Source organism: Flavobacterium sp. BFFFF1, assembly GCF_002256285.1.
Classification (GTDB): Bacteria; Bacteroidota; Bacteroidia; order Flavobacteriales; family Flavobacteriaceae; genus Flavobacterium.
In genome coordinates this window covers 95,430-115,483 of the sequence record NZ_NKJE01000004.1, presented here as the reverse complement: position 1 = coordinate 115,483, position 20,054 = coordinate 95,430, and the positions used below count along the sequence as shown (strand labels likewise).

Genomic DNA, 20,054 nt, shown 5'->3' with positions numbered 1-20,054 from the left:
TTTTCGTCTCAATACTCATTTCTAATGTCTTAATACAAGTAAAAGAATTTAAACTGATTGGCAATCATTGTCAATTATCAATTATTAATTATTAATTATATTTTATGTCTGGGTTAATTGGTAGAAAAATCGGCATGACCAGCATCTTCGACGAGAACGGGAAAAACATTCCTTGTACCGTAATTGAAGCTGGACCATGTGTTGTTACCCAAGTCAGAACCAAAGGTGTTGACGGGTATGAAGCGTTGCAGCTTGGTTTCGATGACAAAAACGAGAAACATTCCACAAAAGCGGCTGTTGGCCACTTTAAAAAAGCGGGAACTGTAGCTAAGAAAAAAGTCGTTGAATTCCAGGATTTCGCAACAGAGCAAAAATTAGGTGACGTTATTAACGTGACCGTTTTTGAAGAAGGGGAATTTGTGGACGTTCAAGGCGTTAGCAAAGGTAAAGGTTTTCAGGGTGTTGTAAAGCGTCATGGTTTTGGTGGTGTGGGTCAGGCGACTCACGGTCAGCACAACCGTTTGAGAGCACCTGGATCTGTGGGAGCTTCATCTTATCCATCACGCGTATTCAAAGGAATGCGTATGGCTGGAAGAATGGGTGGAGACAATGTTAAAGTTCAAAACCTGAGAGTGTTAAAAGTAATTGCAGAGAAAAACCTTATTTTGGTTAAAGGTGCAGTTCCTGGACACAATAACTCTTATGTAATCATTCAGAAGTAATGGAAGTAAATGTTTTAAATATCAGCGGAAAAGAAACTGGAAGAAAAGTACAGCTTTCTGATGACGTTTTTGGAATCGAGCCAAACAAGCATGCAGTTTACTTAGATGTAAAACAGTATCTGGCGAACCAAAGACAAGGAACGCACAAAGCAAAAGAGCGTGCTGAAGTTACCGGGTCTACTCGTAAGATCAAGAAACAAAAAGGTACCGGTACAGCCCGTGCAGGAAGTATTAAAAACCCTTTGTTTAAAGGTGGGGGTACTGTTTTTGGTCCAAGACCAAGGAGTTATTCTTTCAAATTGAACAAAAGTTTGAAACGTCTGGCTAGAAAATCGGCTTTCTCTTTGAAAGCAAAAGAAGCTAACCTGATCGTTTTGGAAGACTTCAGTTTTGATACTCCAAACACTAAAAATTTCATTAATGTTTTGAAAGCTTTAGGGTTAGAAAACAAAAAATCTTTATTCGTGTTGGGTGATACAAATAAAAATGTATATTTGTCGTCACGCAATTTAAAAGCTTCTAGCGTTGTAAGTAGCTCAGAATTAAGTACTTACGCCATTCTAAACGCAAATAATATTGTGTTATTGGAAGGTTCTTTAGAAGGAATTGAAGAAAATTTAAGCAAATAATAGGGATATGAGCATCATAATTAAGCCTATAGTAACTGAAAAAGTAACCAAGCAAGGTGAGACTTTGAACCAGTTCGGTTTTGTGGTTGACAGGAAAGCAAACAAAGTACAAATTAAGCAGGCTGTTGAAGCTGCTTATGGCGTAACGATTGTAAATGTGAACACCATGAACGTTAGACCGGACAGAAGTACAAAATACACTAAAAGTGGTATGATCAGTGGAAAGACAAACGCTTTCAAGAAGGCGATTGTACAAGTACAAGAAGGAGAAACAATAGATTTTTACAATAATATCTAAACATTAAGGCAGCACTATGTCAGTTAGAAAATTAAAACCTATTACCCCGGGTCAGCGATTTAGAGTTGTGAATAGTTTTGACGCTATTACAACTGATAAGCCGGAACGCTCTTTGTTAGCGCCGATAAAAAACTCAGGAGGTAGAAATAGTCAAGGAAAGATGACCATGCGTTATACGGGTGGTGGTCACAAGCAGCGTTATCGTGTAATCGATTTTAAAAGAACTAAAGACGGTATTCCGGCTACAGTGAAATCAATCGAGTACGATCCAAACAGAACTGCGTTCATCGCTTTATTAGCTTACGCTGATGGTGAGAAAACTTATATCGTTGCCCAAAACGGGTTGCAGGTAGGCCAGAAATTAGTTTCCGGAGCTGAAGCACAACCTGAAATCGGTAACACATTGCCATTGAGCAAAATTCCATTGGGAACTGTCATTTCATGTATTGAATTGCGTCCTGGGCAGGGAGCTGTTATCGCTCGTTCTGCTGGAACATTTGCACAATTAATGGCAAGGGACGGAAAATACGCTACAATTAAAATGCCATCAGGGGAAACAAGATTGATCTTGTTGACTTGTTCGGCTACCATTGGAGCAGTTTCCAACTCTGACCACCAGTTGATCGTTTCCGGTAAGGCCGGTAGGACAAGATGGTTGGGCAGAAGGCCAAGAACAAGACCAGTAGCAATGAACCCTGTCGATCACCCAATGGGTGGTGGAGAAGGACGTTCTTCAGGTGGACATCCACGTTCAAGAAAAGGATTGCCAGCTAAAGGATACAGGACACGTTCTAAACAGAACCCGAGTAATAAGTATATCGTAGAACGTAGAAAGAAATAATTAAGATATGGCACGTTCATTAAAAAAAGGTCCTTTTGTTCACTATAAGCTGGATAAAAAAGTACAGGAGAATATTGAAAAAGGTAATAAAGGAGTAGTAAAGACATGGTCTCGTGCTTCTATGATTACGCCTGACTTCGTCGGCCAAACGATCGCTGTACACAACGGTCGTCAGTTTGTACCTGTTTACGTAACTGAAAACATGGTAGGTCATAAATTAGGAGAGTTTTCACCGACAAGATCATTCCGTGGTCATGCTGGAGCAAAAAATAAAGGTAAAAAATAAGAAGCAATGGGAGTTCGTAAAAGAGAAAGAGCCGAAGGCATCAAAGAAGCTAACAAGCAGATTGCTTTCGCAAAGTTGAATAACTGCCCTACTTCACCTAGAAAAATGCGCTTAGTAGCAGACTTGGTAAGGGGTCAGAAGGTAGAAAGAGCGTTGAACATTTTAAGGTTCAGCACTAAAGAAGCTTCACGCAAGCTTGAAAAACTGTTATTGTCTGCCATCAACAACTGGGAGCAGAAAAATGCAGACGGAAACGTGGCGGAAGCAGGCTTAATTGTAAAAGAAATCCGTGTTGACGGTGGGATGATGCTGAAAAGACTTCGTCCTGCACCACAAGGAAGAGCACACAGAATTAGAAAACGTTCTAACCACGTAACCATCGTGTTGGGACAATTAGATAACACACAAGCAAATAATTAAGATGGGACAAAAGACAAATCCGATTGGAAACAGACTTGGGATCATCAGAGGTTGGGATTCTAACTGGTATGGTGGAAATGATTACGGTGACAAAATCGCCGAAGATTATAAAATCAGAAAGTACATCCACGCCCGTTTATCTAAAGCTAGTGTATCAAAAGTAATCATCGAGAGAACTTTGAAACTTGTAACCGTTACTATCACTACTGCAAGACCTGGTATCATTATCGGGAAAGGCGGACAAGAGGTAGACAAGTTGAAAGAAGAACTTAAGAAAGTTACTGACAAAGAGGTTCAAATTAACATCTTTGAAATTAAAAGACCTGAACTTGATGCTTATCTGGTTGCGACTAGCATTGCCCGTCAGATCGAAAGCCGTATTTCTTACAGAAGAGCAATTAAAATGGCTATTGCTGCCTCAATGCGTATGAACGCTGAAGGCATCAAAGTTTTAATCTCTGGTCGTTTGAATGGAGCTGAGATGGCGCGTTCAGAAGGTTTCAAAGAAGGACGTATTCCTCTATCAACTTTCAGAGCCGATATTGATTATGCTTTGGCTGAAGCACACACGACTTATGGTCGTATGGGTATCAAAGTATGGATCATGAAAGGCGAAGTTTACGGAAAGAGAGATCTTTCTCCACTTGTCGGAATGGACAAGAAGCAACCGGGCCAAGGTGGTGGTAAAGGTGGTGACGCTCCAAGGGGAGATCGTAAGCCTTTCAACAAAGACAGAAAACCTGGTGGCGGCGGAGACCGTAAAAGAAAGTAATTTTTTAAAAAGTAAAGAAAAATGTTACAGCCTAAAAGAACAAAATACCGCAAGGTACAGAAAGGTAAAATGAAAGGAAATTCCCAAAGAGGGCATGAACTTTCAAACGGAATGTTCGGAATTAAATCTGTACACGAAGATGGAATGTTCCTTACTTCACGTCAAATCGAGGCTGCGCGTATTGCTGCAACCCGTTACATGAAAAGGGAAGGCCAGCTTTGGATTAAGATTTTCCCGGATAAACCGATCACCAAGAAGCCTCTCGAGGTACGTATGGGTAAAGGTAAAGGAGCCGTTGAATATTGGGCGGCCGTTGTTAAACCTGGAAGAATTATGTTTGAAGTTGGTGGTGTTCCTTTGTCAGTAGCTAAAGAAGCTTTGCGTCTTGCTGCACAAAAACTGCCGGTGAAAACTAAGTTCGTCGTTGCGAGAGATTTCGAAGCATAATTTATACTATTATGAAACAAAATGAGATAAAAGATCTTTCCGTTGCTGAATTGCAGGAAAAATTGAGCCAGACTAAAAAGACCTATAATGATCTTAAAATGGCTCACGCTATTTCTCCTATAGAGAATCCGCTTCAAATCAGAAGTGTAAGAAGAACAGTCGCAAGACTGACTACTGAATTGAGCAAAAGAGAGCAACAATAATTCTGCGAAAATGGAAGATAAAAGAAACTTAAGAAAAGAAAGAATAGGTGTTGTAACCTCTAACAAAATGGACAAGTCCATTGTTGTTGCGCAGGTAACTAAAGTAAAGCACCCGTTATACGGTAAGTTCGTATTGAAAACAAAGAAATTTGTTGCACACGACGAAACAAATGACTGTAACATTGGAGATACGGTAAGGATCAGCGAAACGCGTCCTTTGAGTAAATCAAAATGTTGGAGATTGGTTGAAATCATTGAAAGAGCTAAGTAATTATGGTACAACAGGAATCAAGATTAAAAGTAGCAGATAACACGGGAGCAAAAGAAGTTTTGACGATCCGTGTGCTTGGAGGAACGAAACGTCGTTATGCCTCTGTCGGAGATAAAATTGTAGTTTCTATTAAAGATGCCACTCCAAACGGAAACGTGAAAAAAGGAGCGGTTTCGACTGCAGTTGTTGTACGTACCAAGAAAGAAGTGAGAAGAGCCGATGGTTCTTATATCCGTTTTGATGACAATGCATGTGTTCTTTTGAATGCGCAGGGTGAGATGAGAGGAACTCGTGTTTTTGGTCCGGTTGCGAGAGAACTTCGTGAAAAACAATTCATGAAAATTGTATCATTGGCACCTGAAGTGCTTTAATTTATTATCAAGATGATAAAGCTAAAGATAAAAAGCGGAGACACTGTAAAGGTAATTGCTGGTGACCACAAAGGTACGACAGGAACCGTTTCACGTGTGTATCCTGAGAAAAACAAAGCGATCGTTGAAGGGGTGAACATGGTATCTAAACATACCAAGCCAAGCGCTAAAAACCCACAAGGCGGTATCGTTAAGAAAGAAGCTCCTATCCATATCTCAAACTTGTCTTTAGTAGAAGGCAAAGCAGCAGATAAAGGCGCGAAAAAAGAATCAAAGAAAGCTAATAAAGCATAGTGATGGCATATATTCCAAGACTAAAACAAGAGTATAAAGACCGCGTTGTGTCTGCTCTTAAAGAAGAATTCGGTTACAAAAACGTAATGCAGGTTCCTAAACTTGAAAAAATCGTTTTGAGTAAAGGAGTTGGTGCAGCGGTTTCTGACAAGAAACTAATCGATTATGCTGTAGATGAATTGACAAAAATCACAGGACAAAAAGCTGTTTCTACCATCTCTAAGAAAGACGTCGCGTCGTTCAAATTGAGAAAAGGAATGCCGATTGGTGCTAAAGTTACTTTGCGTGGCGAAAGAATGTATGAATTCCTTGACAGGCTGATCACTTCAGCTTTGCCACGTGTTCGTGATTTCAACGGAATCAAAGCTACAGGTTTTGACGGAAGAGGAAATTACAACCTTGGTGTCTTGGAGCAGATCATTTTTCCTGAAATTGATATCGATAAAGTGAATAAAATCACTGGTATGGACATTACTTTCGTGACTAGTGCTGCGACAGACAAAGAAGCAAAATCGTTGTTGGCTGAATTAGGTTTACCTTTTAAAAAGAATTAAGTTATGGCTAAAGAATCAATGAAAGCCCGTGAGGTGAAAAGAGAGAAAACGGTAGCGAAATATGCTGAAAAAAGGAAGGCTTTGTTAGAAGCCGGAGATTATGAAGGCCTACAGAAATTACCAAAAAATGCTTCTCCTGTTCGTATGCACAACCGTTGCAAACTCACTGGAAGACCAAGAGGTTATATGCGTCAGTTCGGTATTTCACGTGTAACATTTCGTGAAATGGCTAACAATGGCCTAATTCCCGGAGTGAAAAAAGCAAGCTGGTAAAATTCAGTTTTGATATTTCAACAGATAGTTGTAAGTTTGCACGCTTTTAACGGGCAACTTACAACTGTCTGTTAATTAATTACCAAAGTTTAATGGTTTCAGGTTCTGCCGGAAGGTCCGGTATGAATACCAAAACCGCAATTTAATTTATATGTACACAGATCCAATCGCGGATTATTTGACAAGGGTTAGAAACGCAGTGGCTGCAAACCACAAAGTCGTTGAGATTCCTGCTTCTAATCTTAAAAAAGAGATTACCAAGATCTTATTTGATCAGGGATACATCCTGAGCTACAAGTTTGAGGAGAACACCGTTCAGGGTTCTATCAAAATTGCTTTGAAGTATGATAAAGATACCAAAGAGCCTGTAATCAAGGACATCCAAAGAATTAGTAAACCAGGTTTACGTAAGTATGCAGGTGCCGGAAAGTTGCCAAGGATCCTTAACGGATTAGGCATCTCGATTGTTTCAACTTCTAAAGGTCTGATGACGGGAAAGCAAGCGAAACAGCTGAATGTAGGTGGTGAAGTTATCTGTTACGTATACTAACTATTAAAAGATCAGAAGATGTCAAGAATAGGTAAAAATCCCGTTGTAATTCCTGCCGGAGTCACTGTTGAAGTGAAAGATGGTGTGGTTAACGTAAAAGGAAAAAAAGGTCAGCTGTCTCAGGATTATGCTGACGTGACCATAACAGTGAATGGCGATCAGGTCCTTGTGGAAAGATCATCAGATACTAAAGACCAGAGAGCAAAACACGGATTGTACAGATCATTGATCAATAACATGATTAACGGGGTATCGGAAGGTTTTACTAAAGAACTGGAATTGGTTGGTGTAGGATACAGGGCTTCAAACCAGGGTCAAAAGCTGGATTTGGCTTTAGGGTTCTCTCACAACATCGTGTTGGAGGTGGCGCCTGAAGTGGTTGTAGAAACAATCTCTGAGAAAGGTAAAAACCCAATCGTAAAATTAACTTCCCATGACAAACAGCTTTTGGGTGCCGTTGCTGCGAAAATTCGTGGTTTCCGTCGTCCTGAGCCTTACAAAGGAAAAGGGGTTAAGTTCGTAGGTGAAGTATTAAGAAGAAAAGCAGGTAAATCAGCTTAAAAATTTTAAAGATTATGTCATTAACAAAATCCGATAGAAGACAGAGGATCAAATTCAGAATCAGAAAGATTGTAAGCGGAACTGCTGCAAAACCAAGACTTTCTGTATTCAGAAGCAATAAAGAAATCTACGCACAGCTCATTGATGATGTGAATGGAGTAACTTTACTGGCTGCCTCTTCAAGAGAAAAAGGAGTAAATAAAGGTACAAACGTTGCAACAGCAGGCGAAGTTGGAAAACTGGTTGCTGAGAAGGCGTTAAAAGCCGGAATCGAAACCGTTACATTCGACAGGGGTGGTTATTTATACCACGGTCGTATTCAATCATTAGCAGAAGGCGCAAGAGCCGCTGGACTTAAATTCTAATTTATTATGAAAAATAGAAATATAGAATCTGTAAAACCAAGCGGACTTGAATTAAAAGATCGTCTGGTTAGTGTAAATCGTGTTACCAAAGTTACAAAAGGAGGTCGTGCATTCGGTTTCTCTGCCATTGTAGTAGTAGGTGATGAAAATGGAGTAGTAGGTCACGGATTAGGAAAATCTAAAGACGTTTCTGAAGCAATCGCTAAAGCGGTGGAAGATGCTAAGAAAAATCTGGTAAGGATTCCTTTGAGCGGGCAATCAGTTCCACACGAACAAAAAGGTAAATTTGGTGGTGCACGTGTATTCCTAATGCCGGCTTCGCATGGTACAGGAGTTATCGCTGGTGGAGCTGTTCGTTCGGTTCTTGAATCAGTAGGTATTCATGATGTATTGTCAAAATCACAGGGATCATCAAACCCTCACAACGTGGTTAAAGCAACTTTCGATGCTTTGCTGCAAATGAGAAGCGCTCACACTGTTGCAAGACAAAGGGGTGTATCATTAGAGAAAGTATTTAAAGGATAATCACAGGAAATATGGCAAAGTTATTAGTAAAACAAGTAAGAAGCAAAATCAACTGTCCACTGACACAAAAAAGAGGACTTGAGGCTTTGGGCCTTCGTAAGATGGGCCAGGTTGTAGAACACGAGTCAAATCCTGCAATCCTTGGGATGATAAACAAAGTTAAACACTTAGTTTCCGTAGAGGAAGTTAAATAACAAATACAGTTATGAATTTAAGTAACTTACAACCTGCTGAAGGTTCAACCCACAATCAAAATAAGAGGGTAGGTCGCGGAGAAGGTTCCGGTAAAGGTGGTACTTCCGCAAGAGGTCACAAAGGAGCAAAATCCCGTTCAGGATACTCTAAAAAGATTGGTTTTGAAGGTGGTCAGATGCCACTTCAAAGGCGTGTGCCTAAGTTTGGTTTCAAAAACATCAACCGTAAAGAATACGAAGGTGTTAATCTTGACACATTACAATTGTTGGTTGACAATGGACTTGTAACAGACACTGTTGATATGACAGTATTTGTAACGAATCGTTTGGCTACCAAAAATGAAATCGTTAAGATTTTAGGAAGAGGTGAATTGAAAGCGAAACTAAAAGTAACTGCTCACAAATTTACGGCTACCGCAAAAGCTGCTATTGAAGCGGCTGGTGGTGAAGCTGTAACCCTGTAATTTTCTGTCGTATGAAGAAATTTTTTGAATCATTAGCCAATGTCTGGAAAATCGAAGAATTAAAAAACAGAATCCTGTTTACGCTGGGTCTGTTATTGGTTTATCGTTTTGGTGCGCACGTTACACTGCCGGGTATTGATGCGACACAATTAGGGGGCTTAACAGGGCAGACTAAAAACGGTATCGGTTCAATCCTTGATATGTTTACAGGAGGTGCTTTCTCAAAAGCGTCTGTTTTCGCATTAGGTATTATGCCATACATCTCGGCATCCATTGTAGTGCAGCTGATGGGAATTGCAATTCCTTACCTGCAGAAATTACAGAAAGATGGTGAGAGTGGTAGAAAGAAACTGAATCAGATTACGCGTTGGCTGACCATTGCAATTACACTTGTACAAGGACCTGGCTATATCTATAATCTATACAAAACGTTACCTCAAAGTGCTTTTGTCTTAGGTTTTGATTCTTTTGAATTCTTATTTTCTTCAGTTGTGATCCTGGTTACAGGTACGATTTTTGCCATGTGGCTTGGAGAGAAGATTACCGATAAAGGAATTGGTAATGGTATTTCACTATTGATTATGGTGGGTATCCTTGCCAGAATGCCAATGGCTTTTGCTCAGGAATTTACGTCAACAATTACAAACAACAACGGTGGGCCGATGCTATTGGTTATCGAGATAATTATCTGGTTGTTAGTGATTATTGCGTGTGTATTGTTGGTAATGGCAGTAAGAAGAATACCGGTACAGTATGCGAGAAGAACCGTTGGTGGTGAATTTGAGCAGGATGCTACTGGTGCAAACCGACAGTTTATTCCTTTAAAGCTTAACGCTGCCGGAGTAATGCCAATCATCTTTGCGCAGGCCATTATGTTCATACCGGCTGCTTTGGCTAAATTGTCAGAGTCTGAGGTTTCTCAGTCTATTGCAAGTGAATTCAGCAGTCCTTTTGGATTCTGGTATAGTTTTGTCTTCGCATTCCTAATCATCATCTTCACTTATTTCTATACAGCAATCACCGTGCCGACGAACAAGATGGCCGATGACCTGAAAAGAAGTAGTGGATTTATTCCAGGCATCAGGCCAGGAGTTGAAACCGCGGATTACTTAGATAAGATTATGTCTTTAATAACATTTCCTGGCTCTCTGTTTCTTGCGCTTATTGCTGTGTTCCCGGCGATTATCGTTAATATCGGAGTACAGCAACAATGGGCGATGTTCTTTGGAGGTACGTCGTTAATCATTATGGTTGGTGTTGCGATAGATACTATCCAGCAGATCAATTCATATATATTGAACAGACACTACGACAGCTTAATGAAAAGCGGTAAAAATAGAAAAGCAGTAGCTTAATAATTTATGGCTAAACAGGCAGCAATAGAACAAGACGGATCAATCATTGAAGCATTGTCAAATGCAATGTTCCGTGTGGAATTAGAAAATGGACATATTGTAATCGCACACATCTCCGGAAAAATGCGCATGCATTACATCAAGTTATTACCTGGTGATAAAGTAAAACTGGAAATGAGTCCTTACGATTTGTCAAAAGCAAGAATTACTTATAGATATTAATAGCTGTCAGCAGTTAGCCATCAGCAGTAGCCCATGAGGTAGCCGCTGAAAGCTGAAAGCTGGAAGCTGAAAGCGAAACTAAAATGAAAGTAAGAGCATCAGTTAAGAAAAGAAGCGCCGAATGCGTTATCGTTCGCAGAAAAGGCAGATTATACGTAATCAACAAAAAGAATCCTAGATTTAAACAAAGACAAGGATAATTATGGCAAGAATAGCAGGGGTAGACATCCCGAAAAACAAGAGAGGCGTTATTGCTTTGACCTATATCTTCGGAGTTGGTAGAAGCAGAGCTACAGAGATTTTGGCAAAAGCCAATGTAAGTGAAGATATCAAAGTTCAGGATTGGAATGACGATCAGATCGGTGCCATTCGTGATGCAGTATCTTACTACAAAATTGAAGGTGAACTTCGTTCTGAAGTTTCATTGAACATCAAACGTTTAATGGACATCGGATGTTACAGAGGTATTCGCCACAGAGCCGGACTTCCTTTAAGAGGTCAGCGTACCAAAAATAACTCGAGAACAAGAAAAGGTAAGAGAAAAACTGTTGCCAACAAGAAAAAAGCAACTAAATAATAAGTAGTATGGCTAAGGCAAGTACAAAAAAACGTAAAGTTATTATTGAGTCGACCGGAGAAGCGCACATCAGCGCAACTTTCAATAACATCATCATTTCGTTGACAAACAAAAAGGGTGAAGTTATTTCGTGGTCTTCAGCTGGTAAAATGGGCTTCAGGGGTTCTAAGAAGAACACTCCTTACGCAGCTCAGATGGCAGCAGAAGATTGCAGCAAAGTGGCTTTGGAAGCTGGACTTAAAAAGGTAAAAGTTTATGTAAAAGGACCAGGTAACGGACGTGAGTCTGCTATCCGTTCAGTACATAACTCAGGTATTGAAGTAACTGAAATCATTGACGTTACTCCAATGCCACATAATGGGTGTAGACCTCCAAAAAGAAGAAGAGTCTAAGTATTAATTTATAGTATAACCGGGTTAGCACTCAAGATTATCGAAGGATTTGACCTGAATTCATAATCGCTGCCCAAAATTTTTTAAAATGGCAAGATATACTGGTCCAAAAACCAAAATCGCCCGTAAGTTCGGCGAAGCTATTTTCGGAGATGACAAAGCCTTCGAAAAGAGAAATTACCCTCCTGGACAACACGGGATGGCAAAAAAAAGAGGAAAGAAATCTGAGTACGCGATTCAGTTAATGGAAAAGCAAAAAGCGAAGTACACTTACGGAATCCTTGAAAAACAATTCAGAGGACTTTTTGAAAAAGCATCTGCTGCACGTGGTGTAACAGGTGAAGTGCTGATCCAGCTTTGCGAAGCGAGATTGGACAATGTGGTATACAGAATGGGGATTGCGTCTTCAAGAAGAGGTGCCCGTCAAATTGTATCGCACAGACACATTACCGTAAATGGCGAGAATGTTAACATTCCATCATACCATTTAAAACCTGGCGATAAAGTCGCTGTTCGTGAAAAATCAAAATCATTGGAATCTATCGAACGTTCCCTTTCAAACTCTTCTCATGTATATGAGTGGATTACCTGGAACAACGATACTAAAGAAGGTGTTTTCGTATCAGTACCTGCAAGATTGCAGATTCCTGAAAACATCAAAGAACAGCTGATCGTCGAATTGTACAACAAATAATAATTGACTTAGTCGAAATTATGGCAATATTTAATTTTCAGAAGCCCGATAAAGTGATCATGATCGATTCAACCGATTTTGAAGGGAAATTCGAATTTCGTCCTTTGGAACCTGGTTACGGATTGACCGTGGGGAACGCTCTCAGAAGGGTTTTGCTGTCCGCATTAGAAGGATATGCAATCACTTCCGTTAAAATCGAAGGTGTAGACCACGAGTTTTCTACTATTTCCGGAGTTGTTGAAGACGTTACTGAAATCATCCTGAATTTAAAACAGGTACGTTTCAAACGCCAGATCGAGGATGTCGATAACGAATCGGTTACCATTTCTGTTTCAGGTAAAAGCCAGCTTACTGCCGGTGATTTCCAGAAATTCATTTCCGGCTTCCAGGTGTTAAACCCGGAACTGGTAATCTGCAACCTTGACAGTAAAGTAAACCTTAATATGGAACTTACTATTGAAAAAGGAAGGGGTTATGTGCCGGCTGAAGAAAACAAAAAGCAGAATGTAGCCATCGGTACTATTTTTACAGACTCTATTTTTACTCCGGTAAAAAATGTAAAATATGCAATCGAGAACTTCCGTGTAGAGCAAAAAACGGATTATGAGAAATTGGTCTTCGAAATCAAGACTGACGGATCTATCAGCCCAAAAGATGCCCTTACTGAAGCTGCGAAAGTACTGATCCACCACTTTATGCTTTTCTCTGATGAAAGGATTACCCTGGAAGCAGACGAAATCGCGCAAACGGAATCTTATGATGAGGAATCATTGCACATGAGACAATTGCTTAAAACCAAACTTGTCGATATGGATCTTTCCGTAAGAGCACTGAATTGCCTTAAAGCAGCTGAAGTGGAAACACTTGGAGATCTTGTATCTTTCAATAAAAATGACCTAATGAAGTTCCGTAACTTCGGAAAGAAATCTTTAACAGAACTGGATGAACTGGTTGCTGTTAAGAACTTAACCTTCGGAATGGATTTGGCAAAATACAAATTAGATAAAGAATAAATAGCTTCATATTTTGCTCTCCAAAGAGGATTGCAGCAAGATGAAGACTTAAAAAACACGTCATGAGACACGGAAAAAAATTCAACCACTTAAGCAGACAGACAGGACATAGAAAAGCTATGTTGGCTAATATGGCCTGCTCACTAATCGAGCACAAGCGTATTAATACTACTGTTGCTAAAGCCAAAGCACTTAAACAATTTGTTGAGCCGCTTATCACAAAATCAAAAGAAGATACAACGCACAACCGCCGTATCGTTTTCGCTTACCTAAGAAGCAAATATGCCGTAACAGACTTGTTCCGTGACGTAGCCGCAAAAGTAGGTGACCGTCCGGGTGGTTATACACGTATCATCAAAGTTGGAAACCGTCTTGGAGATAACGCTGATATGGCGATGATCGAATTGGTAGATTTCAACGAACTATACAACGGAGGTAAAAAAGAAGCTAAAAAATCAAGAAGCCGTCGTGGTGGAAAAGCTAAAGGCGCTGATACTACAGCTCCTGCCGCTCCTAAAGCTGCACCGGTTGCTGAGGCTCCTGTAGAAGAAGCTCCTGAAGCTGTTGTTGAAGCTCCTGTAGTCGAAACAGTTGCTCCTGAAGTGGAAACACCACAGGTAGAAGAAGCTGTTCCTGTCGCTGAAGCTGAAGAGGCTCCAGCAGCTGAGACTGAAACTCCAACTGCTGAGGCTGAGGAAACTCCGGCTGATGACACAGAAAAAAAGGAAGACGCTGAATAATGATTGTCAGCTTCCCATAAAAATCAAAGGATAAACTTTTATTAGTTTGTCCTTTTTTTTTGTTTTTAATTTGGAGCTGTTCCCGCTGTCCGCTTTATCTTTTTTGTTTTTGACGTGCCAAATGAAACGGCGCTTTTTTTAAAACAAAAAAGGATGCCGCTGCCATCGGGGCTAATTATGAACAGTCGGCTTATAACTATTTTTTTCAATCGATTATATTTGGATTAAATTTGCAGCACACAACATCTAACTACTCAATTCTCACTGCTAATAATGAAATACACAACACGACAAAAAGCCATTCTTCTCTTAAGTGATGGCACCGTTTTCCACGGCAAGTCCGTCGGGATTTCAGGAACCACTTTTGGTGAACTTTGCTTCAACACCGGAATGACAGGATACCAGGAAATTTTTACCGATCCTTCTTACTTCGGGCAAATTATGGTTACGACAAATGCCCATATCGGGAATTATGGTGTACACGAGGACGAAGTCGAATCGGGTTCCATAAAAATTGCCGGACTCGTTTGCCGCAATTTTAGTTACAATTATTCCCGTGTCGGTGCATCCGAAAGCCTTGAAGATTATTTCAAAGAACAACGTTTGATAGGCATCTCCGATGTTGATACCCGCGCGCTGACCGCTTATATCCGCGATAACGGCGCTATGAACGCCGTCATTTGTACCGATGGTACTTCAATCGAAGATCTAAAGCTGGCATTGGCCAACGTTCCGGACATGAAAGGTCTTGAACTGGCATCCAAAGTTTCTGTGACTGAACCCTATTTTTTTGGCGACGAAAACGCTACGTACCGCATTGCCGCTTTGGACCTCGGGATTAAATCAAATATCCTGCGCAATTTTGCGAAAAGAGATTGTTATATTAAAGTTTTCCCATACAACGCGACGTATAAAGAACTGGCTGCTTTTAATCCTGATGGCTATTTCCTTTCAAACGGTCCCGGTGATCCTGAGCCGCTTGAGGGCGTAATCGAAGTGGCCAAAGAAATTCTGGCAAACGATAAGCCCTTATTTGGCATCTGTCTCGGTCACCAGATTATTGGTTTGGCCAATGGGATTTCCACTTTCAAAATGTTTGGCGGCCACCGCGGCATTAACCACCCGGTGAAAAATCTTATTACTGGTAAAGGCGAGATTTCGTCGCAGAATCATGGCTTTGCTGTTAACAGGGAAGAAGTTGAAGCGCATCCGGATATTGAAATTGTCCAGATTCACATTAACGACCAAACCGTCGCCGGGATGAAAATGCTGTCAAAAAACTGCTTCTCCGTACAGTATCACCCGGAGGCGAGCCCGGGACCACACGATTCTTCCTATCTTTTTGATGAATTCATCCAAAGGATGCAAAACTAAATTAGAAAGACCTGTGGCTTTACGTTACAGGTTTTTGTTTTAATTGCCGTTTTGGGAATTTCTTTCACTAAAACGTTTGAGTTTATAACTTTATAATGATGTCCTTTTTCGCGTTATTATAATTCCGTAATTTCGAAAAAATTTGAGATAAATATTAACGAATAATCAAAAACATGAGCATTATTATCAAGATCCATGCAAGGCAGATTTTTGATTCCCGGGGGAATCCAACCATTGAAGTCGATGTTGTAACCGAAAACGGTGTTTTGGGCCGCGCAGCTGTCCCTTCGGGCGCGTCGACCGGAGAGCATGAAGCTGTAGAGCTTCGCGACGGCGGAAAAGCATTTCTCGGGAAAGGCGTCCTGAAAGCGGTAGAAAATGTAAATACAAAAATCGCCGAAGAATTGCTGGGTACTTCTGTTTTTGAACAAAACCAAATCGATCAACGCATGATCGATCTTGACGGAACTGCGAATAAATCCAACCTGGGTGCCAATGCAATTTTAGGCGTTTCCCTGGCTGTGGCTAAGGCGGCTGCAAATGAATTGGGCTTGCCGCTGTACCGTTATGTAGGAGGTGTTTCCGCAAACACGCTTCCGGTTCCCATGATGAACATCATCAACGGGGGCTCGCATTCTGATGCGCCGATCGCGTTCCAGGAATTCATGATTATGCCCGTAAAAGCGGAATCTTTTACGCAGGCACTGCAAATCGGGACAGAGATTTTTCACCACCTCAAAAAAGTATTGCACGACCGTGGACTTTCAACGGCCGTTGGTGATGAAGGTGGTTTTGCGCCAAATCTTGCGGGTGGTACCGAAGATGCTTTGGATACCATTAAAAAAGCAGTTGAAAATGCCGGATATACTTTCGGAGATCAGGTGATGGTAGCTTTGGATTGTGCCGCTTCCGAGTTTTATGTAAACGGCAAGTACGATTACACCAAGTTTGAAGGCGCAGGCGGGAAAATCCGATCTTCTGAAGAACAGGCGGATTACCTGGCTGAATTGGCTTCAAAATACCCAATCATTTCCATTGAAGACGGGATGTACGAAGACGACTGGAATGGCTGGAAATACCTGACAGATAAAATCGGGGATAAAGTACAGTTGGTCGGAGATGATTTATTTGTGACCAATGTCGAGCGTCTTTCTACCGGAATTGAAAAAGGCATCGCGAATTCCATTTTAGTAAAAGTAAACCAGATTGGTACTTTAACCGAAACGATAGCCGCTGTGAATATGGCGAAAAATGCAGGATACACTTCCGTAATGTCGCACCGCTCCGGAGAAACCGAAGACAATACGATCGCTGATTTAGCCGTTGCATTAAATTGTGGCCAAATCAAAACCGGATCCGCTTCGCGTTCTGACCGTATGGCAAAATACAACCAATTGCTTCGTATTGAAGAGGAGCTAGGGGACACTGCGTACTTCCCAGGAAAGAAAGCTTTCAAATTCTAAATGTTTTTCAACATACTTCAAAACCCTTTCAGCAATTGAAAGGGTTTTTGTTTTTAAACAGGTCAATGTCAAAATGGTTAGCATGGCACGGTTCACAAAAAAATTAATAAAATATTTGGAATTACAGGTGTGGTAAAAGTAAATTTTTTCGTGGGGATGTGCATTGTCACCTTCCTCTAAATCGAAATATGATTTCATTGTGAATTGGCAATGCGGAAAAACCACTTTTTTCGTTAGAATCTGTCGGTCATTAATTTAATTTACAGCTTATGGGTCAACAACGCTGTAATGAAGTATTTGCAATAATAAGCCAAACCCCATTCAGAGTAGTTCAAATGCTCCAATCACACAATTGCGTGTTTTTATACAAAGATGTCTTCTATATTTGTTTAAACTTAATCAAGAGAATGTGAAAAATACGAACTATATAGTGTTGTTTTTCTTACTTAAGAGCCTAACCGGGTTTGGACAATCGGCAGTAACAACAATTGATAGTCTGAAACGCGTACTGGCAGTTTCGAAAACAGATACGGTTAAAGTCAATATTTTGAATTCAATTGCGGATCAATACAAAGAGTCCTATCCGGATTCAACAGCGGTTTATGCACTCAAAGCGGCGACTTTATCCAGGAAAGCAAATTACGAATTCGGATTGGCAACATCTTACATCAACTCAGGCAATGGCAACATCATTCTAGGCAATTACAAAGAAGCGAAAGATTACTTTGTTAAAGCCCAAACGGTTTTCGAAAAGTTACTGAATTCAGATTCCGAAATTGATCGCAAACGCATCAAAAACGGACTTGGAAGATCGTTCGCAAGTCAGGGCGTTATTTTTTCACAGCAAAGCAATTACTACATGGCTTTGGAAATGTACCAGAAGGCGCTAAAACGCTATCTTGAAACGGGCCAGAAAACCAATATTTCAAAAACTTACAACAACATTGGTGTGGTTTACAAATCGCAACAGAACAATGCAAAAGCTTTAGAATATTTCAAAAAAGCATTTGTAATTCAGGAAGAAATAGGTGAATTAAACGCTCCTGTCACACTTACAAATATTGGCGTGATTTATGCTGAAAGTGGTAATAAAAAACAGGCATTTCAATATTATCAAAAAGCGGAAAGGCTATTTGAAAAAATTGATAACAACCGTGGTTCTGCCCTTCTGAAAAATTACTTCGGCGATTTCTACAAATCAGAGAAAAATTATCCAAAAGCGCTCGAATATTACAACGCGTCGTTTGCAATGTATGAAGCCATCCAAAATAAATTTGGTGCATCATTGGCATTGTACAATCTTGGATTACTCAACCAGGAATTGAAAAAGTATGACGAAGCGATCACTTTTGCGAGCAAATCATTAGCTTACGCCAAAGAAATTGATGTGCTGGACCAAACGTATCATTCTGAAAAATTACTGAGTGAGTTGTACAGTTTAAAAAACAACGCTGAACTTGCATTCTTTCACTACAAAAATTACATTGTTGCCCGTGACAGCATTACGAATCAGGAAAATACAAAAAAAATGCTGCGGTCGGAAATGGAATCGGAATACAAACGAAAAGCTGCTGTCCTTTCTGAGGAAACAAAAAGAGCGAATCAGTTAACAATTTTTTCAATCATTGGTGTGTTTTTATTAGCGGGATTGATTTTTGTGACCTACAACCGCAGGCAAATCAAACGTCGCCTGACTTTGCAAAAAGAAGTCGCCGAGTACGAACAAAAGGCGTTGCATTTGCAAATGAATCCACATTTTGTGTTCAATTGCCTCGGATCGATTTCAAGTTTTATAGTGCAGAATGGAACTGATTCCGCTTTAAAATATTTGTCAAAATTCTCAAAATTAATGCGCCTGACACTTGAGTATTCAAAAGGTTCGCTGATTCCTATTGATAAAGAAATCGAAAGTCTTCAGAATTACCTGGAACTCGAGCAATTGCGATTCCATAGTAAATTTGAATTCTCGATTCATTCGAGCGATAAGGTAGAATTCAACATGGGAATTCCACCTTTGCTGATCCAGCCTTTCGTCGAAAACGCGATCCTTCACGGAATGGTTCCAAAGGAAGGCAACGGAAAAATCGATGTTGGTTTCGACGTGCAGGACGGCCAGTTCATTTGCAGTATCGCTGATGACGGCATCGGATTTTCGAAATCGAAACATTTGAAGGAAGATTCGGTTACAGCACACAAATCAATGGCATTGGAAATTACGAAGAAGCGTCTGGAAATCATGGAAGCCACCACTCTAAAATCAGCTAAAATTGACATTCAGGAACTTATAGAAAATAACGAAATCATCGGTACGAAAGTAATTTTGAGGTTGCCTATTCAGTATATTTCTTAAAGTTGAAAGTCAAAAATTGAAACCCACACCACACACCCACACACCCAAATGATTACAGCACTACTTATAGACGACGATAAACATTTACGCGAAGGATTAAAAGCTCTTTTGGCACGTTATACAAATGATATTAATATTGTTGGCGAAGCTGAAAGCGTCAAGACCGGCATTATTGCAATTGAAAAATGGCAGCCGCAGGTTGTTTTCTTAGACATTCATTTGAGCGACGGAACTGGATTTGATATTTTGGAAAGTTTGAAAAAGACAAATGGCAAAATCGCATCGCATATTGTTTTTATAACTGCACACGAAAAATACGCAGTCAAAGCCTTTAAGTTCAGCGCGCTGGATTTTATTTTGAAACCTATAGATCCTGAAGAATTGCAGGAAACGATTGAGAAGATAAAAGGGATTACATCATCAGTCCGTTCATTCGATCATATCGATTTGCTTCTCGAAAATATCAGGAAAAAAGTAGATAATTTCAAACGTATTGCACTTTCAACAAGCAAAGGCATCCATCTTTTTGAAGTTGCGGATATCATCAGGCTTGAAGCCAAAGGCAATTACACTGAGTTTTTTATCAAAAATCACAAGCCGATACTGATTTCTAAAACTTTGAAGGAATATGAGGAACTTTTGACAGAACAGGGTTTTGAAAGGATCCACCAATCGCACCTAATTAATCTTTCTTTCCTGAAATCTTATATCAAAACTGATGGCGGCTATGTCATCATGGCAGACAATACCAATATACCGATAGCGCAAAGTAAACGGGAAAAATTGCAGGAATTGATTAAAAATTTATAACATCAAAAATGACACCAATAATAC

General features: G+C 40.2%; 31 protein-coding genes and 1 pseudogene. All 32 read left to right on the top strand.

Going from position 1 to position 20,054, the window contains the following annotated elements:
* Window positions 1-104 precede the first annotated feature (104 nt).
* The 32 genes and pseudogenes from rplC to CFE23_RS03645 all read left to right on the top strand — a co-directional run bounded on the left by rplC (window position 105) and on the right by CFE23_RS03645 (window position 20,030).
* Complete coding sequence (gene rplC / locus CFE23_RS03800; RefSeq protein WP_291084232.1) at window positions 105-722, top strand: 50S ribosomal protein L3; 618 nt, start codon at window positions 105-107, stop codon at window positions 720-722.
* Window positions 722-1,351 (top strand): 50S ribosomal protein L4, encoded by a 630-nt coding sequence (gene rplD / locus CFE23_RS03795; protein ID WP_291084228.1) that lies wholly within the window; start codon window positions 722-724, stop codon window positions 1,349-1,351. The genes rplC and rplD overlap by 1 nt, the downstream gene beginning before the upstream one ends.
* Before the next feature lie 7 nt (window positions 1,352-1,358).
* Window positions 1,359-1,649, top strand: coding sequence for a 50S ribosomal protein L23 (rplW, locus tag CFE23_RS03790; RefSeq protein ID WP_291084225.1), 291 nt, complete (start codon window positions 1,359-1,361; stop codon window positions 1,647-1,649).
* 16 nt (window positions 1,650-1,665) lie between these two features.
* A complete protein-coding gene (gene rplB / locus CFE23_RS03785) occupies window positions 1,666-2,490 on the top strand; it encodes a 50S ribosomal protein L2 (protein WP_291084223.1) in 825 nt (274 codons plus the stop codon).
* A 7-nt stretch (window positions 2,491-2,497) separates the two neighbouring features.
* Entirely contained in the window at window positions 2,498-2,776 is a 279-nt protein-coding gene (gene rpsS / locus CFE23_RS03780) for a 30S ribosomal protein S19 (protein WP_014085019.1), read from the top strand.
* A gap of 6 nt (window positions 2,777-2,782) precedes the next feature.
* Window positions 2,783-3,196 (top strand): 50S ribosomal protein L22, encoded by a 414-nt coding sequence (gene rplV / locus CFE23_RS03775; protein WP_291084220.1) that lies wholly within the window; start codon window positions 2,783-2,785, stop codon window positions 3,194-3,196.
* A gap of 1 nt (window position 3,197) precedes the next feature.
* On the top strand, window positions 3,198-3,968 hold the full coding sequence (gene rpsC / locus CFE23_RS03770; RefSeq protein ID WP_291084217.1) for a 30S ribosomal protein S3: 771 nt from the start codon (window positions 3,198-3,200) through the stop codon (window positions 3,966-3,968).
* A gap of 21 nt (window positions 3,969-3,989) precedes the next feature.
* On the top strand, window positions 3,990-4,415 hold the full coding sequence (gene rplP, locus CFE23_RS03765) for a 50S ribosomal protein L16 (RefSeq protein ID WP_017495016.1): 426 nt from the start codon (window positions 3,990-3,992) through the stop codon (window positions 4,413-4,415).
* Window positions 4,416-4,426: 11 nt separating this feature from the next.
* Window positions 4,427-4,618, top strand: coding sequence for a 50S ribosomal protein L29 (gene rpmC / locus CFE23_RS03760; protein WP_291084214.1), 192 nt, complete (start codon window positions 4,427-4,429; stop codon window positions 4,616-4,618).
* A 10-nt stretch (window positions 4,619-4,628) separates the two neighbouring features.
* Entirely contained in the window at window positions 4,629-4,889 is a 261-nt protein-coding gene (gene rpsQ / locus CFE23_RS03755) for a 30S ribosomal protein S17 (protein ID WP_108902308.1), read from the top strand.
* Between the two features lie 2 nt (window positions 4,890-4,891).
* The gene (gene rplN, locus CFE23_RS03750; RefSeq protein ID WP_108369288.1) at window positions 4,892-5,260 is read left to right on the top strand and encodes a 50S ribosomal protein L14; all 369 of its coding nucleotides are present in this window, start codon (window positions 4,892-4,894) and stop codon (window positions 5,258-5,260) included.
* Between the two features lie 12 nt (window positions 5,261-5,272).
* A complete protein-coding gene (rplX, locus tag CFE23_RS03745) occupies window positions 5,273-5,554 on the top strand; it encodes a 50S ribosomal protein L24 (protein WP_108902307.1) in 282 nt (93 codons plus the stop codon).
* Window positions 5,555-5,556: 2 nt separating this feature from the next.
* Entirely contained in the window at window positions 5,557-6,108 is a 552-nt protein-coding gene (gene rplE, locus CFE23_RS03740; RefSeq protein WP_291084211.1) for a 50S ribosomal protein L5, read from the top strand.
* A 3-nt stretch (window positions 6,109-6,111) separates the two neighbouring features.
* Window positions 6,112-6,381: a 30S ribosomal protein S14 gene (gene rpsN / locus CFE23_RS03735; protein WP_108902306.1), complete on the top strand. Its 270-nt coding sequence runs from the start codon at window positions 6,112-6,114 to the stop codon at window positions 6,379-6,381.
* A gap of 151 nt (window positions 6,382-6,532) precedes the next feature.
* Entirely contained in the window at window positions 6,533-6,931 is a 399-nt protein-coding gene (gene rpsH, locus CFE23_RS03730; RefSeq protein ID WP_291084208.1) for a 30S ribosomal protein S8, read from the top strand.
* Between the two features lie 18 nt (window positions 6,932-6,949).
* Window positions 6,950-7,492, top strand: coding sequence for a 50S ribosomal protein L6 (gene rplF / locus CFE23_RS03725; RefSeq protein WP_291084205.1), 543 nt, complete (start codon window positions 6,950-6,952; stop codon window positions 7,490-7,492).
* Window positions 7,493-7,506: 14 nt separating this feature from the next.
* Complete coding sequence (gene rplR / locus CFE23_RS03720; RefSeq protein ID WP_291084202.1) at window positions 7,507-7,857, top strand: 50S ribosomal protein L18; 351 nt, start codon at window positions 7,507-7,509, stop codon at window positions 7,855-7,857.
* A 6-nt stretch (window positions 7,858-7,863) separates the two neighbouring features.
* A complete protein-coding gene (rpsE, locus tag CFE23_RS03715; protein ID WP_291084200.1) occupies window positions 7,864-8,382 on the top strand; it encodes a 30S ribosomal protein S5 in 519 nt (172 codons plus the stop codon).
* 11 nt (window positions 8,383-8,393) lie between these two features.
* The gene (gene rpmD, locus CFE23_RS03710; protein ID WP_108902302.1) at window positions 8,394-8,576 is read left to right on the top strand and encodes a 50S ribosomal protein L30; all 183 of its coding nucleotides are present in this window, start codon (window positions 8,394-8,396) and stop codon (window positions 8,574-8,576) included.
* Window positions 8,577-8,587: 11 nt separating this feature from the next.
* Window positions 8,588-9,040 carry a 50S ribosomal protein L15 gene (gene rplO, locus CFE23_RS03705; protein ID WP_291084198.1) on the top strand — a complete coding sequence of 151 codons (453 nt, stop codon included), beginning with the start codon at window positions 8,588-8,590 and terminating at the stop codon, window positions 9,038-9,040.
* An 11-nt stretch (window positions 9,041-9,051) separates the two neighbouring features.
* Window positions 9,052-10,395, top strand: a complete 1,344-nt coding sequence (secY, locus tag CFE23_RS03700; RefSeq protein ID WP_291084195.1) for a preprotein translocase subunit SecY — start codon at window positions 9,052-9,054, stop codon at window positions 10,393-10,395.
* Window positions 10,396-10,401: 6 nt separating this feature from the next.
* Window positions 10,402-10,617 (top strand): translation initiation factor IF-1, encoded by a 216-nt coding sequence (gene infA / locus CFE23_RS03695; RefSeq protein ID WP_108369278.1) that lies wholly within the window; start codon window positions 10,402-10,404, stop codon window positions 10,615-10,617.
* Window positions 10,618-10,700: 83 nt separating this feature from the next.
* Entirely contained in the window at window positions 10,701-10,817 is a 117-nt protein-coding gene (gene ykgO, locus CFE23_RS03690) for a type B 50S ribosomal protein L36 (protein WP_084139925.1), read from the top strand.
* 2 nt (window positions 10,818-10,819) lie between these two features.
* On the top strand, window positions 10,820-11,194 hold the full coding sequence (rpsM, locus tag CFE23_RS03685) for a 30S ribosomal protein S13 (RefSeq protein ID WP_291084192.1): 375 nt from the start codon (window positions 10,820-10,822) through the stop codon (window positions 11,192-11,194).
* A gap of 8 nt (window positions 11,195-11,202) precedes the next feature.
* Window positions 11,203-11,586 carry a 30S ribosomal protein S11 gene (gene rpsK / locus CFE23_RS03680; RefSeq protein WP_291084189.1) on the top strand — a complete coding sequence of 128 codons (384 nt, stop codon included), beginning with the start codon at window positions 11,203-11,205 and terminating at the stop codon, window positions 11,584-11,586.
* Window positions 11,587-11,674: 88 nt separating this feature from the next.
* The gene (gene rpsD, locus CFE23_RS03675; protein WP_291084186.1) at window positions 11,675-12,280 is read left to right on the top strand and encodes a 30S ribosomal protein S4; all 606 of its coding nucleotides are present in this window, start codon (window positions 11,675-11,677) and stop codon (window positions 12,278-12,280) included.
* Window positions 12,281-12,300: 20 nt separating this feature from the next.
* On the top strand, window positions 12,301-13,293 hold the full coding sequence (locus tag CFE23_RS03670) for a DNA-directed RNA polymerase subunit alpha (RefSeq protein ID WP_291084183.1): 993 nt from the start codon (window positions 12,301-12,303) through the stop codon (window positions 13,291-13,293).
* A 62-nt stretch (window positions 13,294-13,355) separates the two neighbouring features.
* Window positions 13,356-13,787: pseudogene (rplQ, locus tag CFE23_RS03665) on the top strand (50S ribosomal protein L17); the annotation flags it as partial.
* 519 nt (window positions 13,788-14,306) lie between these two features.
* Window positions 14,307-15,407 carry a glutamine-hydrolyzing carbamoyl-phosphate synthase small subunit gene (gene carA / locus CFE23_RS03660; protein WP_291084179.1) on the top strand — a complete coding sequence of 367 codons (1,101 nt, stop codon included), beginning with the start codon at window positions 14,307-14,309 and terminating at the stop codon, window positions 15,405-15,407.
* A gap of 173 nt (window positions 15,408-15,580) precedes the next feature.
* Window positions 15,581-16,870 (top strand): phosphopyruvate hydratase, encoded by a 1,290-nt coding sequence (gene eno / locus CFE23_RS03655; protein WP_291084176.1) that lies wholly within the window; start codon window positions 15,581-15,583, stop codon window positions 16,868-16,870.
* A gap of 409 nt (window positions 16,871-17,279) precedes the next feature.
* Window positions 17,280-19,220: a tetratricopeptide repeat protein gene (locus CFE23_RS03650; protein ID WP_291084173.1), complete on the top strand. Its 1,941-nt coding sequence runs from the start codon at window positions 17,280-17,282 to the stop codon at window positions 19,218-19,220.
* Window positions 19,221-19,268: 48 nt separating this feature from the next.
* Window positions 19,269-20,030 (top strand): LytTR family DNA-binding domain-containing protein, encoded by a 762-nt coding sequence (locus CFE23_RS03645; protein ID WP_291084170.1) that lies wholly within the window; start codon window positions 19,269-19,271, stop codon window positions 20,028-20,030.
* The last annotated feature ends 24 nt before the right edge of the window (window positions 20,031-20,054 follow it).